Here is a 13,847-nt window from a genome sequence, read left to right as displayed (position 1 = left end):
TCAGACAATTTCCGCGTCATAACCCATGAAAAAATTCGGGTTTTGGGGTAGCAGCGGTATAAGTTCACTTTCTTCTCCTCCGCGCTTGTTGCTGCAAGCTTGATGTTGTCTGCACCCGCCGCGCTTCATGCAGCTGGCGACGAAACACCGCCAACAAAAACCAACACGACGAAAAAGTCGTAAGGCGGGCAAGGTCTATGACAAAGACACCAAAAAGTGCCTTAAAGTTGAGAGCCATAACTTCACAGATGACCAGCTCTATCTGGCCGCGCGTGAGATGGCGTATGATGGTCAGTATATGAACGCTCTGGCTGTGCTGGATGCGGCTGAGAACCAGGATGACCCACGCATTCTAAACTACCGTGGCTTCACAAACCGCAAGCTCGGCAACCACGCTGTGGCGATGGAGTTTTATGAAGCGGCGTTGAGCATTGATCCAGACTATATCCTCGCGCGCTCTTACATGGGTCAAGGCCTGCTCGCATATGGCGACGAAGACGGCGCGCGTGTGCAGCTTGCTGAAATCCGTGAGCGTGGTGGTCGTAACACATGGTCCTACACAGCGCTTCAGATGGCACTGCGCGGAACACCGTCCAACTACTAAATCGATTGCCAGCTTAGGTAAAAATTGCCTAAGCTGGCACATGATCCAACGCAGTCTCCTCTAAGTGACCGAACTCTCCAAAGGTCTTGTTCCATTGCTTCCTCGCCTGCGCCGTTTTGCGTGGTCCTTGACGCGTGACTGGCCGGATGCGGATGACTTGGTCCAAACCTCTTGCACCCGCGCGTTGACCCGTGCCGAGCAATGGCAAAACGGAACGCGGCTTGATGCGTGGATGTATCGTCTTATGCGAAACATCTGGATCGATGAAACCCGCAAACGCACAGTGCGTGTTGGGCAAGGCGTCGAAGACGCAGCTGAGAGCAGTGCATTGCTCACGTCTGGCGACAGCGAAACGACAGCCTACGCAAATCAAGTCCTCGCGCAGATCGCGCTTTTGCCTGAGGGGTTCAGTTCAGTGTTATTGCTCGTAGCCGTAGAAGGCCACAGCTATGCAGAGACCGCTGAAATATTGGACATTCCAATCGGGACGGTTATGTCTCGTTTATCGTCTGCGCGTCAAAAACTGAAAGCCGCCCTCGCAGATCAGAAAGGAGCGCGCACATGAGCGAATATACTCCTTTGAGCGAAGATCTCCTGATCATGCTCGGCGCATATGTAGACGGCGAACTCACCGAAGATGAGCGCGCCGCAGTCGAAGATATGGCGAACAAGGACCCTCGTATCGCAGAAGAACTTGAGGGGCTTTTCGCCCTCAACAATGATCTACGCGATGTGTTTAACGGACTATTGGAAAAACCCGTGCCCGCCGAGATTATTGAAGCTACCAAACCCACGCCCGCACCTGCGAACACCAACAAAGCACCCTTGCGCGCGCTCGCGGCATCTCTCTTGATCGGCGCGACGCTTGGTGCAGGCGGCATGTGGTTCAATCAAGCGAGTAAACAACAATTGCAAGTCGCGGCCGCGCGCAGTTGGCTCGGTGAAGTGGCTGAGTACCATCAGATTTACGCGCGTCAAACCCGTCATTTGGTTGAAGTGCCCGCATCTGAGAAAGACCAGATAGAAAAGTGGCTCGCCAAGGAAGTGGGTGTCGATTTCAAAGTGCCCGACCTAGAAGCCGCTGGTTGGACCTTCCAAGGTGCACGGCTTTTGGTTGCGGCGGGCAAGCCTGTGGCGCAGCTGATGTATACAAATGCCGATGGTGCGGTTATTGCGATTTGCGGTTTGCAAAACGGCTCTGGCACGGCTGCGGAAACAGAATTGCGCGCCTTTGGCGATGTTCATATGGCAACGTGGAAAAGCGAGACCGGCAGTTTCGCGATTGTGGGCGATGCCCCTGAAGAGTTGGAAGCGTTGGCCGTGATTGCCGCACCTTTGATCTAAGCGATATGTGATCAAAGGAAAAAAGGCGCCCTTGCGAGGACGCCTTTGCAAAACTCTTGAGAAGAATAGCACGATTATTCGAAAACACGTCCTTCAGGGCCGCTCATGTCAAAGCCCAAATGCTTCGCGACAGAGAAGATGTCTTTGTCGCCACGCCCGCACATGTTCATCACCAGCAAATGATCGCTTGGCAAATCGCCCGCGATCTTCATCACATGCGCCAAGGCGTGGGATGGTTCCAACGCGGGAATAATCCCTTCCAATTGGCAAGACAGCTGAAACGCTTCGAGCGCTTCTTTGTCAGTAATCGAGACATACTGCGCGCGGCCGATCTCGTGCAGCCATGCGTGCTCTGGCCCGATGCCGGGATAGTCGAGGCCCGCAGAAATCGAATACCCTTCCAAAATCTGACCATCGTCATCTTGCAAAAGATATGTGCGGTTGCCGTGAAGCACACCGGGGCGACCACCTGTCAAAGACGCGCAATGCTCCATCTTCATGTTCACGCCTTTGCCGCCCGCTTCAACACCGATGATGTTAACGGACTTGTCGTCAAGGAACGGGAAGAACAGACCCATCGCGTTTGAGCCACCGCCGATGGCCGCGATCAAAGTGTCCGGCAAACGTCCTTCGGCCTCATGCATTTGCTCGCGGACTTCCTTGCCGATGATGCTTTGGAAATCACGCACCATTGCAGGATAGGGATGCGGACCTGCGACTGTGCCGATGCAATAGAACGTATCGCGCACGTTGGTCACCCAATCGCGCAGCGCATCGTTCATCGCGTCCTTCAAAGTGCCACGACCAGAGGTTACTGGGATCACTTCCGCGCCCAACAGGCGCATACGGAACACATTCGGCGCTTGGCGCTCAACATCATGCGCGCCCATGTAGACGATGCATTTCAAACCAAACTTCGCGCAAACCGTCGCCGTCGCAACGCCGTGCTGGCCTGCGCCAGTTTCAGCGATGATACGGGTCTTGCCCATGCGCCGTGCCAGAATGATCTGACCAAGCACGTTGTTAATCTTGTGTGCGCCTGTGTGGTTCAACTCGTCGCGCTTGAGATAAATCTTCGCGCCGCCAAGATGCTCTGTCAGGCGCTCTGCATAATAGAGCGGAGAAGGACGGCCAACGTAGTGCGTCCAAAGGTCGTGCATCTCTGCCCAAAAACTCTCGTCCGTCTTGGCTTTTTCATACTCTTCTTCAAGCGAAAGGATCAACGGCATCAAGGTTTCAGACACAAAGCGTCCACCGAAATCACCGAAACGGCCGTTTTCATCAGGACCATTCATGAAGGAATTGAAAAGATCATCAGCCATTGTCACATCTCCCGCAAAGCTCTGGGTTTGGTAGCGATTAGCGGCGCGCAGGTAAAGCGCAGAAGCACGCGTGAATTAACTGCGTGCACCCTTAACGAAGCGACGAATGCGCGCAGGATCTTTGACACCGGGCGCGCTTTCCACGCCGGAACTTACATCAACCTGCTGCGTTCCCGTCATACGAACGGCTTCAGCGACGTTTTCAGGTGTCAATCCACCCGCAAGCATCCAAGGAACACCAAATTCACGCCCAGCAATCAAACGCCAATCAAAAGAAAGCCCATTACCGCCGGGCAAATCCGCGTTCTTGGGTGGCTTGGCATCAATCAAAAGCTGGTCCGCGACAGCGCTATAGGCGTCAAGCGCAGGCAAATCGCTCTCATCCGCGACGCCGACAGCTTTCATCACTGGCAGGCCATACCGTGCTTTGATCTCGCTTACGCGTTCAGGCGTCTCTTTGCCGTGGAGCTGCAATATATCCAAGGGCACCGCCGCTGTGATTTCATCAAGAAATTCATCCGTGGCATTCACCACCAACGCGACCTTGGCGATGCCCATAGGCACCTCAATCGCGAGATCGCGTGCTTGCGCAACGCTCACATTACGTGGGGACTTCTTGAAAAAAACAAAACCTACATAGTTCGCGTCAGCCGCTGCTACCGCATGGACATCGGCAATAGTCGTAAGGCCACAAATTTTAACGGATGTCTCGCCCAAGCGCGGCGCAGTCCCGACGCCCGGGGCAAAAAGAACCGGCATGCCCGCCTAGCTCGCCTCGTCTAGGATCGCGAGGACGTCGTCTTTGCCTTCGTGCTTATCAGCTTTGAGGCGTTTGATGTCGCGACGCATGCGATCCATCTCGCGGCGTTGCGCTGCAGCTTCTGCGCGTTGCTTGTGCTCGCGGATCCACTCCCACAGGAAGCCGATCAACAACCCGACGCCAACACCACCGAAGATCACGACGAACAAAGGCAAATTGATCGAGTAGTCCATTCCAGCAAGAGCGGCCAAATCAGTTGGCAAAAGCTCAAGCTGTACCGTCTCGCGGTTCGCAAGAGACACACAAACAAGAACCACTGCGATCGCAGCGAGCAAAGCATACTTAATATAGCGCATTCGTTACTTTCCGTTCAGCCGGTCTCTGAGGAGTTTACCGGTCTTAAAGAAGGGGACATGTTTTTCTTCAACCGGAACAGATTCGCCTGTGCGGGGATTACGGCCAATACGAGCATCTCGCTTCTTTACAGAGAATGCGCCAAAACCGCGCAGCTCGACACGATCACCGCGCGCCATTGTATCGGTAATTTCTTCGAACACTGTATTCACGATGCGCTCAACGTCACGTTGGTAAAGATGTGGATTTTCATCCGCCAGTTTTTGGATCAGTTCAGAGCGTATCATAGTGTAGTTCTCCCAGTTAATCCGTCTCAACTTGGCAGCAAAGACGCCACGTAACTATAGGACGTTTGACGCGACAGGGAAGCAGGAAGTGTGCCGAAGCGGCAAAACACAGCGATAAGACGGGCAATTTTGTTCAGTCAAGGCAAGGGCTTGCCGCTCAAACGGCGATAAAACCAACATTCGCCTGCGTAGGGCGCGCCGAAACGCGCCCGATTCGCGATTTCCCAATGCTGATTAAACGCCCCAATAAAGACGCATGGGATTGCTCACGAGCAGCTTTTGCTGCTGTGCCTCAGTGCGTGCAATCCGTGGGATGTAGTCAACCAAAGCGCCATCATCTGGCATATGCGATTTCATGTTCGGATGCGGCCAATCTGTACCCCAAAGCACGCGATCCTCAAACCGATCCACAATCGCTTGGTAGTATGGCACGACGTCATCATACGGTGCACCCGCTTGGGTAAGACGCTCGGGGCAAGTCACTTTCGTCCAGATGTTTTCGTTTTCGACCATCAGATTGATGAAGCGTACGAAATCGGGATGATCCACACCTTTGCTCACATCAGGGCGGCCCATGTGATCAACTACGATGATGCCCGGAAGTTTTTTCAAAAACGGCTCAAGCTCTTCGAGATCAGCCGCCTCAAAGTAGACAACGATGGACCAACCGAACTCTTGAATTTTCTCTGCAATCTCGATGAACACTTCTTTCGGTGTCGCATCGACCAAACGTTTCACAAAGTTAAACCGCACACCGCGCACGCCGGCCTCGTGCATCTGTGCAAGCTCTTCGTGCGTGATGTCCGCGCCCACGCTCGCAACGCCGCGCGCAAGATCGCCAGCACTGCGGCAGGCATCCACCATCGCGCTGTTATCTTTGCCGTGACAGGTCGCCTGAACAATCACGTTGCGCGCAAAACCGAGGTGATCACGCAGCGCATAAAGCTGATCTTTGCCCGCGTTGCAGGGCGTGTACTTGCGCTCTGGTGCAAAGGGAAACTCAGGGGATGGGCCAAACACATGGCAATGTGCATCGACAGCGCCCACAGGCAGTTTGAAGTCTGGCGTTTTAGGATCAGGGTGAAATTCCAGCCAATCGGCATCCATTTTTTGTTCGGTCATACAAATATTTCCCCATCCATCAGTTTGCGCGTGGTGCGCAGGATTGCTGCTTCTTTCACAGCGCCGTTTGTTTCTAAAGTCGCTACGACTGTCATTTCCCCGCTGGGATGTTCAACAGACAAGGTACGTTCTTGCCCAGACCCACACTCAGCCAAATCATAAGCGGGTGACCCCTCGATCAAACACGCCGTCGCAACGCTGACAGCACCAAGGACACCAATCGTTTTGTGACAGCGATGCGGAATAAACGTACGCGTGCCAATCGCGCCACCCGCTTTGGGGGCGCTGACCAAAGTCATTTTTGGTACAGATTTTTCGCTGACATCGCCTAGGTTCATGAGCGGCCCGCACTTCAAACGGATCGCTTCGAGCTTTGCGCGCAACTCCGGCGTCTCTTCGAGCCTTTGCGGGCTCTCATCGCCAGAAACCCCCATGTCCACTGCCCGCATCACAACACAAGGCATGCCATTGTCGATCATCGTCAGCTCAACGCCCTCGACCACATCCATGGCGTTTCCAGTTGGCAGCAAAGCACCGCAAGACGAACCCGCCGTATCCTTGAATGCCAAAGGCACCGCAGCAGATCCACCGGGAACACCATCGATCTGCGCATCGCCTTTGTAGCAGACCTTGCCATCAGGCGTCGCAATGCGCGCAACCGCCGCTTGGCCCGTGTTTTCCATGTAAATCGCAACAGGTGTTTCGCCGCTCTGCGCAGCAACCAAGCCCCGCTCAATCGCGAAAGCGCCAACACCCGCGAGGATGTTGCCGCAGTTTTGTGCATCCGTAACAATGGGTTGATCGACAAAGACCTGCAAAAACAGGTAGTCCACGTCGATCCCTTCGCGCTCGGATTTCGAAACAACCGCCACTTTGGACGTCAACGGATCAGCGCCACCCATACCGTCAATCTGTCGCACATCAGGCGACCCCATCGCTCGCAACAAGAGAGCATCGCGCGCAGCTACATCACTCGGCAGATCATCCCTGAGGAAATACCCGCCCTTCGAAGTCCCTCCGCGCATCCACATGCAGCGGATGCCACCTGTTTCAGACATACTTCAGGCCCTTTTCAGCCAAACGTCCGCGCATGTTGTAGATATCAAGCCCCAACTCGCCTGCTTCAAACTTGGCACGTTTCTCACCTTCGTTCGCTTCACGCGCGAGGGATTTCGCAAGCACATCAGCCGCCTCTTCACGGCGAACAATGCACACACCATCATCATCCGCGACGACAATATCACCGGGGTTCACCAGCTCATCAGCGCACACCACGGGCACGTTCACAGAACCAAGCGTTTCCTTGATCGTGCCCTGCGCATGTACCGCTTTGGACCAAACAGGGAAGTTCATCTCGGTCAGGTCCTTCACATCGCGCACACCTGCATCGATGATCAAACCACGACAGCCGCGCGCAATTGCAGAGGTCGCTAAAAGGTCCCCGAAATAGCCCGCATTCGATGGCGTTGTTGTGCCAAGCAGCATTACGTCACCCTCTTGCAACTGCTCGATCGCAACGTGGATCATCCAATTGTCACAGGGCGGCGCAAGGATGGTGACAGCCGATCCCGCAATCCGCGCGCCCGAATAAATCGGACGCATGTAATCAGCGAGCAAACCTTTGCGACCTTGCGCTTCATGCACCGTCGCAACACCGCATTTCGCCAGACCGTCAATGATGGCCTGATCCGCGCGCTCTATGTTCTGGACGACAACGCCCGTTGTTCCAGCCTGAATGCTCATTCGAGTTCATCCACTGTACGTGGGAAGATCGTCTCGAACCCTTCCGCATATTTGGCCACGCGCCCACCAGCCATGCCACCAGAGTTGCGGCGGAAGTGGTTCGCGCGGTTTTCAGCGACGTTTTTGTAGAAGTTCCACAAGTGCTCTTGGCCCTGCATACACTGGATTGCGGCCCACTTTTTGTCCCACACTTCAGTGATGTCGAGGAAGGTCGTTGGCTTCCATTCCATCTGCTCTGTCTGATGAGGCTCGAACAGATAAAGCTGTGGTGCGCCCAGTACTTTTTGACCGGGGTTATGGCCCCAAGCCTGCGCAATCATCCGGCATTCCAACGCGAACTGCGTCGTGTTCATATGATCCGTGTTGTACGGATCCCATTTGGAATGCGACATCATGAATTTCGGCTGAATTTCACGGATCACATCAACCATACGGTTTTGCGTCTCGCGGCCCAGATCGAGCGGATAGTCCCCCACATCAAAGAAACGGATGTCATTCACACCCAAAGCGGTGGCCGCGTTTTCGGCTTCCTTACGGCGCTCGGTTTTAACTTTCTCGAGGGTCATGCCCTCTTGCTTCCAAAGCTTCGCGCTCTCGCCGCGTTCACCATAAGAGAGGCAAACGACCGTCACCTCATAGCCTTTGGCCTGATGCAGCGCGATGGCTCCGCCAGCGCGCCAAACGAAATCCGCAGAGTGCGCGCTGATCACCAGCGCTGTTTTCTTGTCTGACATGAGTAAGACCTCTCTTGATTGCTTGAGTCTGGCCCCTTTGGCCCCTTGGCGCAAACTTAAGAGATATGTGATCAAATTGCCTATTCCGAATTGAGGTCGTAGAATAAGAAAAAGCTATAGAGGCAATATGCAGGGCATTTTTCCAAACATACGACACATGCGGGTTTTCTTGGAAACTGCGCGCAGCGGGTCAGTCTCCATCGCCGCCGCGCGGTGCCATCTATCGCAACCTGCAGCCACGCAGGCCATCAAGCAGTTAGAAACGACTTTTGGCACAGCTTTGTTGATCCGCAGGCGCAAACAAGCCGCGCTAACAACGTGCGGCGCACTTTTCGCGCAACGCGCCGCCAATGCGATGCGCCATATCAACGAGGGGGCCAGTGCCGCACGGCGTGAAACCGGTACAAAAGCGCGTGCATCGTTCGAGACGTCCGTCACCGCTGCGCAATTGCGCAGTCTTATCGCAATCGCTAATGCAGGTAGTTTTACGGTAGCCGCCAAGGCACTAGATCTGTCGCAACCTACGGTTCATCGCACCGCGCGCAGCCTTGAAGCGATTGCCGGAACTCCCCTTTTTATCGCACGCAGTTCAGGTGTGCGCCTGACCCCTGCTGCTGAAGTTTTTGTACGCGGTGCAAAACTCGCACAAAGTGAAATTCAGCAAAGTTATGAAGAAATCAGCCGCGAACTTGGGCGTGAGAGCGGCTCTTTTGTACTTGGCAGCCTGCCACTTGCGCGCACAACCATTGTTCCCAAAGCGATTCATGCGATGGTCAGCACATTCGACGGCTTCCAAATTCGGGTGGTTGAAGGTCGCTATACAGAGTTAATACGCTCTTTGCGCGAAGGCGATATTGATTGCCTCATCGGTGCTCTGCGTGACCCTGCCCCCGCAGATGACATCGCGCAAGAACCCCTGTTCGAAGACGCGCTTGCGATCGTAGCGCACCCCACGCATCCACTTGCAAAAAAATGCAATCTGCGGCTTGAGGACACGTTATGTTACCCTTGGATCGCACCGCCAAAAGACACTCCTGCGGGCCAATACTTGTTCGAAACGCTTCGCATCGAAGATCAGCCCGAAACCCCTGTGCGCGCGGTTTCTTCGTCCATGGCTGTGCTGCGCGGTGTCCTTGCGCAAGGCCCCTACATTTCAATCGTGTCGCGCCATCAGATCAAAATTGACGAAAAACTTGGAGTTATTTGCAAGCTGGACGTCCCGCTGCACGGCGACCTTCGCGCAATCGGGCTGACTTATCGCAACGACTGGAAACCCACGCAAACGCAAAGCCTGTTCATTGATTATTTGCGTCAATTCAGCTCAGTAAGCACGCAAAACTAAGCTTGTCAGATGATGCGTTATAGCTTTTTTCAATATTGATAAGCCCAATCGAATTGGCGCAAGATAAAGAGGACGTGCTACCTCATAGCTCAAACAACCAACAAGGAGGAATAACACATGGCCCTGAAAAAGGACTACGAGGATATTCCCGGTACGTTTATTTTCGATGCCGACAAAGGACGCCTAGGCTATCAGCTTAACCAATTTTGCATCTCTCTGAGACTGCAAAAGAACCGCGATACCTTTGGCGAGAATGAAGAAGCTTATCTCGACAATTACAAGATGACTGATGAGCAACGCCAAGCCGTGCTTGATCGCGATTGGAACCGTCTGCTCGAGTTGGGTGGCAATATCTATTACACAAGCAAGTTGGCCGCGAATGACGGGATCAATTTTCAGCAACTCGCAGGTTTGATGACAGGCATGGGCAACGAAGCGTACCGCGCCATGATGGTCGCAGGTGGCCGTTCGCCAGAGGGAAATCGCTATCAAAGCGAATGGGACGAAAAAGAGGGAGACGCATAATGGCGCGAATTACAGCAGGTGTAGGGTGCTCGCACGTCCCGGCGATTGGCGTGGCAATGGATCAAGGCATCACAGAGCAACCCTATTGGGAACCGGTCTTTGAAGGCTTCGAGAGGTCCCGCGAGTGGATGAAAGAGCAAAAAGCGGACGTTGTCTTTTTGGTTTATAACGATCACTGCACCGTCTTTGATGCGTCGTGCATCCCGACTTTTGCGCTTGGGTGCGCGCCCGATTTCGCACCTGCGGATGAAGGTTGGGGCCCTCGCCCTGTACCGGTGGTGAAGAACCATCAGGAGTTGGCGAGCCATATTGCACAGTCGTTGGTTCTAGATGAATTCGACATTACAGTGATGAACGAAATGGAGGTCGATCATGGTTTGACCGTCCCAATGTCAGTCATGTTCGGCGACAAAACGGTTGATGACGAATGGCCCTGCCTTGTTATCCCGCTTTGCGTCAATGTGGTTCAATACCCGCCGCCCACGGGCAATCGTTGCTACAACCTTGGCAAAGCCATCCGCCGCGCGGTGGAGAGCTTTGATGAAGATCTCAACGTTGTAATTTTCGGCACAGGCGGCATGAGCCATCAGTTGCAATACAAGCGCGCTGGTCTGATCAACAAGGAATGGGACACGCAGTTCTTGGATCGTTTGACCTCTGATCCTGTGGCTTTGTCCAAGACACCGCACGTGGAATACCTGCGCGAAGCAGGGTCGGAAGGTGTCGAAATGGTCATGTGGCACGTGATGCGTGGCGCGCTCGATGATGAAGTCGAAGAAGTGCATCGCCACTACCATGTGCCTGCCTCGAACACGGCCGTCGGGCACATCATTCTGGAAAACGTTAAAGACCAAGGAAAAGCGAAATGAGGATTTGTGTAGCAGGCGCATATGGCGCCTTCGGAACCAAACACCTAGAGGCTTTAGACGCCATCGATGACGTCATCGTCACCGCAGTGATGGGACCAACCCAGTCGAAAGTTGACGCCGTTGCCAAAGATCGCGGCATCGGTTTCGCATCGACCTCGCTTGAAGCATGTATCGCGCGCGACGACGTCGACGCGATCATCTTGGCGACACCAACACAAATGCACGCGGATCAGGCGATTGCGTGCATGAAAGCGGGCAAACCTGTGCTCATCGAGATCCCGATGGCCGACAGTCTTGAGGACAGCCAGCGCATTTGTGACGTTCAGAAAGAGACGGGCGTTTTGGCTATGGCGGGCCAAGTGCGTCGATTTAACCCCTCCCATCAGTGGATCCGAAACAAGATCGACGCGGGTGAGTTGAAGGTGCAGCAGATGGATGTGCAAACCTATTTCTTCCGCCGCACCAATATGAACGCAAAGGGCGAGCCGCGCAGCTGGACGGATCACCTGCTTTGGCACCACGCTTGTCACACGGTTGATTTGTTCCAATACCAGACAGGCGAAGTACCCACGCAAGTCTACGGTCTTGAAGGCCCGCATCACCCAGAGCTCGGAATCGCAATGGACATGTCTATTGGGATGAAGACCGAGTCCGGAGCGCTCTGCACGCTTTCGCTGTCGTTTAACAACGATGGGCCGCTCGGGACATTCTTCCGTTATATTTGCGACAATGGCACCTATCTTGCGCGCTATGACGACCTTTATGATGGGCGCGAGAACCAGATTGATTTGAGCGATGTGGCCGTGTCTTCCAACGGGATCGAGTTGATTGATCGCGAATTTATCGCAGCGATCCGTGAGGGTCGTGAGCCGAATGGCTCTGTTCATGACACACTCAACGCGATGCGTACTTTGGATCGGATTGAAAAATCCTTCGGGTAAGAATCGCACAGTTAGGACCCCGCTGTTGTGATAGATAGCGCGGTCCTGATCGTCAGTCTTGGCAGTTTCATTGCTGCTTTCGTAAATGCCGCCTTTGCGACTGGCGGCGTTTACATTTTGCTGTTCTCATCGATGACGGTCCTGCCCGTAACAGCCGCAATTGCGTTGCAATCCACCTTTGCGGCAGCATCGTTGATTGGGCGGATTTACTTTTTTTGGCAGCATATCGACTGGCGGTTGATGCGCATGTTCGCGCTTGGTGGTGTTTTGGGCGTTACGTTAGGTGCACGCACGTTCGTCGCCTTGCCCGAAGCGGTCATTCTGACCCTTTTGGGCCTGTTCATGCTGCTGTTGATATGGCTACCAAAGCTTCCTGACCTTAACCGCATGAAGCACCCGTTTGTCTTCATTGGCATCCTTCACAGCTATATCGGCACGGTTTTCGGCGTCGGCGGAGTGCTACAACCGCTGATGCTGCGCACAAAGCTGACCAAGTTAGAGCTAACGGGAACGCTCGCCGCCTGCATGCTCGCACTCGATGTGATGAAGGTCATCGGTTATGGCAGTATCGGTTTCAACTATTTCGACTACATCCCACATATCGTCGGCGCAACGTTGGCGGGTTTCGCGGGAACTTGGGCAGGCAAACGCACATCGCACCGCGTATCCGAAAAGCTGTTCCGCACAGTCTTTCGTATCCTTGTCACATTGGTCGCGCTGCAAATGATCTATCGCGGATTAACCACCTAGCAATACCGCTCGGGCCCGACCCATTGCGCTGCTGAATAGCGATCCCCATGCGCCCATCCAAGCGGGAGAACCGCTTCGATCCGCACGATATCCTCGGCGCTTAGATCCAACGCGCCGCCTTTGGCGACTTCCTCAAGATGAGTGATATGACGCGTGCCGGGGATCGCGATGACCTCATCCCCTTGATGCAAGACCCACGCAATTGCGAGTGTTGCCGCCGCCACGCCCATATCAGCCGCCAGCGCGCAGAACTTAGCGTTGTAGGCGAGATTTGAAGAGATATTCGGCTCCATAAATCGCGGGTTGTTTGTGAGGAACGGTAGCTTCTGCGCGCGCTCTAAACTATGAGGACGATCCGTCAACAAAGCACGCCCAACAGGGGAAAACGCTACCAAAGAGGCCCCGATCTCTGCGCACGCTTGCTTTAACCCCAACTCAGGCGCGCGGGTGGACAGGGAATATTCCGATTGAACCGCAGCAATAGGATGGACAGCGTGGGCCCGTCGCAAAGAGGACGGCGCAATCTCGGAATACCCGATCGCTTTGATTTTACCGGCCTTCACGAAGCCCGCCATGGTCTCTGTAACTGCTTCAATCTCATGACGCGTATCGCGGCGGTGCACATAATAAAGGTCAATCGCCTCCACCCCGAGGCGCTTGAGGCTCGCGTCAAGCTGCTCTGCCAAATGCTCAGGCGCGTTGTTGAAACGATGCTCAGGGTCGCGCGTGATCCCGACTTTCGTCGCAATGGTAAAAGGCGATGCCCCTCCCCGCGCGCGCAACCAATCACCAATGACAGTTTCAGAACGCCCCATGCCATAGGCGTTGGAGGTATCCAAATGGGTGATTCCCATCTCAAGACAAGCATCCAGAACCCTCGGCGCATTCGCATCATCGGCAGGACCATAGAAATCCGTAAACGACATCGCGCCATAGCCAACTGCGCTTACAATCGGGCCATCTTGTCCAAGTTTACGTTGCTTCATGTCTAAGCCTTTAAGGATAATTGCAATGTTCCGAACAGTATTTGCACAGAGCCATGCTTGGCAACCAATTGGCCCGCACCATGACAAAATGAAATTTCTGCGCTATACCGCTGCTACCCCAAAACCCGAATTTTTTCATGGGTTATGACGCGGAAATTGTCTGA

17 protein-coding genes are annotated in these 13,847 nt (G+C 54.2%); 8 read left to right on the top strand and 9 right to left on the bottom strand.

Features of this window, described 5'->3' with window-relative positions:
• Positions 1-127 precede the first annotated feature (127 nt).
• The 3 genes from PFRI_RS20340 (at position 128) to PFRI_RS20330 (ending at position 1,948) form a co-directional block, all read left to right on the top strand.
• Complete coding sequence (locus PFRI_RS20340; protein WP_245812501.1) at positions 128-604, top strand: tetratricopeptide repeat protein; 477 nt, start codon at positions 128-130, stop codon at positions 602-604.
• 64 nt (positions 605-668) lie between these two features.
• Positions 669-1,169, top strand: a complete 501-nt coding sequence (locus PFRI_RS20335; RefSeq protein WP_072632527.1) for an RNA polymerase sigma factor — start codon at positions 669-671, stop codon at positions 1,167-1,169.
• The gene (locus tag PFRI_RS20330; RefSeq protein WP_072632526.1) at positions 1,166-1,948 is read left to right on the top strand and encodes an anti-sigma factor family protein; all 783 of its coding nucleotides are present in this window, start codon (positions 1,166-1,168) and stop codon (positions 1,946-1,948) included. Before PFRI_RS20335 ends, PFRI_RS20330 begins: the two co-directional genes overlap by 4 nt.
• 74 nt (positions 1,949-2,022) lie before the next feature.
• On the opposite strand, the gene trpB is transcribed toward PFRI_RS20330, so the two are convergent.
• From trpB to PFRI_RS20290, 8 genes are all read right to left on the bottom strand, one after another.
• Positions 2,023-3,270 (bottom strand): tryptophan synthase subunit beta, encoded by a 1,248-nt coding sequence (trpB, locus tag PFRI_RS20325; protein ID WP_072632525.1) that lies wholly within the window; start codon positions 3,268-3,270, stop codon positions 2,023-2,025.
• Positions 3,271-3,345: 75 nt separating this feature from the next.
• A complete protein-coding gene (locus PFRI_RS20320) occupies positions 3,346-4,029 on the bottom strand; it encodes a phosphoribosylanthranilate isomerase (RefSeq protein ID WP_072632524.1) in 684 nt (227 codons plus the stop codon).
• A gap of 6 nt (positions 4,030-4,035) precedes the next feature.
• Positions 4,036-4,386, bottom strand: a complete 351-nt coding sequence (locus PFRI_RS20315) for a lipopolysaccharide assembly protein LapA domain-containing protein (protein WP_072632523.1) — start codon at positions 4,384-4,386, stop codon at positions 4,036-4,038.
• A gap of 3 nt (positions 4,387-4,389) precedes the next feature.
• A complete protein-coding gene (gene ihfB, locus PFRI_RS20310; protein ID WP_072632522.1) occupies positions 4,390-4,671 on the bottom strand; it encodes an integration host factor subunit beta in 282 nt (93 codons plus the stop codon).
• 234 nt (positions 4,672-4,905) lie between these two features.
• On the bottom strand, positions 4,906-5,793 hold the full coding sequence (locus PFRI_RS20305) for an amidohydrolase family protein (RefSeq protein ID WP_245812500.1): 888 nt from the start codon (positions 5,791-5,793) through the stop codon (positions 4,906-4,908).
• Positions 5,790-6,851: a 4-oxalomesaconate tautomerase gene (locus tag PFRI_RS20300; protein WP_072632521.1), complete on the bottom strand. Its 1,062-nt coding sequence runs from the start codon at positions 6,849-6,851 to the stop codon at positions 5,790-5,792. Before PFRI_RS20300 ends, PFRI_RS20305 begins: the two co-directional genes overlap by 4 nt.
• Positions 6,844-7,536, bottom strand: coding sequence for a 4-carboxy-4-hydroxy-2-oxoadipate aldolase/oxaloacetate decarboxylase (ligK, locus tag PFRI_RS20295; protein ID WP_072632520.1), 693 nt, complete (start codon positions 7,534-7,536; stop codon positions 6,844-6,846). The genes PFRI_RS20300 and ligK overlap by 8 nt, the downstream gene beginning before the upstream one ends.
• Positions 7,533-8,270 carry a PIG-L deacetylase family protein gene (locus PFRI_RS20290; protein ID WP_072632519.1) on the bottom strand — a complete coding sequence of 246 codons (738 nt, stop codon included), beginning with the start codon at positions 8,268-8,270 and terminating at the stop codon, positions 7,533-7,535. Before PFRI_RS20290 ends, ligK begins: the two co-directional genes overlap by 4 nt.
• Positions 8,271-8,427: 157 nt before the next feature.
• Here PFRI_RS20290 and PFRI_RS20285 point away from each other — a divergent pair, with 157 nt between their 5' ends.
• The 5 genes from PFRI_RS20285 to PFRI_RS20265 all read left to right on the top strand — a co-directional run bounded on the left by PFRI_RS20285 (position 8,428) and on the right by PFRI_RS20265 (position 12,697).
• Entirely contained in the window at positions 8,428-9,612 is a 1,185-nt protein-coding gene (locus PFRI_RS20285; protein WP_245812498.1) for a LysR family transcriptional regulator, read from the top strand.
• Between the two features lie 117 nt (positions 9,613-9,729).
• Positions 9,730-10,137 (top strand): protocatechuate 4,5-dioxygenase subunit alpha, encoded by a 408-nt coding sequence (ligA, locus tag PFRI_RS20280; RefSeq protein ID WP_072632517.1) that lies wholly within the window; start codon positions 9,730-9,732, stop codon positions 10,135-10,137.
• Positions 10,137-11,006 (top strand): class III extradiol dioxygenase subunit beta, encoded by an 870-nt coding sequence (locus PFRI_RS20275; protein ID WP_072632516.1) that lies wholly within the window; start codon positions 10,137-10,139, stop codon positions 11,004-11,006. The genes ligA and PFRI_RS20275 overlap by 1 nt, the downstream gene beginning before the upstream one ends.
• Positions 11,003-11,947 (top strand): Gfo/Idh/MocA family oxidoreductase, encoded by a 945-nt coding sequence (locus PFRI_RS20270; protein ID WP_072632515.1) that lies wholly within the window; start codon positions 11,003-11,005, stop codon positions 11,945-11,947. Before PFRI_RS20275 ends, PFRI_RS20270 begins: the two co-directional genes overlap by 4 nt.
• 27 nt (positions 11,948-11,974) lie before the next feature.
• A complete protein-coding gene (locus tag PFRI_RS20265) occupies positions 11,975-12,697 on the top strand; it encodes a sulfite exporter TauE/SafE family protein (protein WP_072632514.1) in 723 nt (240 codons plus the stop codon).
• Here PFRI_RS20265 and PFRI_RS20260 read toward each other — a convergent pair.
• A complete protein-coding gene (locus tag PFRI_RS20260) occupies positions 12,694-13,683 on the bottom strand; it encodes an aldo/keto reductase (RefSeq protein ID WP_072632513.1) in 990 nt (329 codons plus the stop codon). The two genes, PFRI_RS20265 and PFRI_RS20260, sit on opposite strands and share 4 nt — an antisense overlap.
• Between the last annotated feature and the right edge of the window lie 164 nt (positions 13,684-13,847).

The organism is Planktotalea frisia (assembly GCF_001890925.1).
Classification (GTDB): domain Bacteria; phylum Pseudomonadota; class Alphaproteobacteria; order Rhodobacterales; family Rhodobacteraceae; genus Planktotalea; species Planktotalea frisia.
This window is presented reverse-complemented; position numbering and strand designations above follow the sequence as displayed.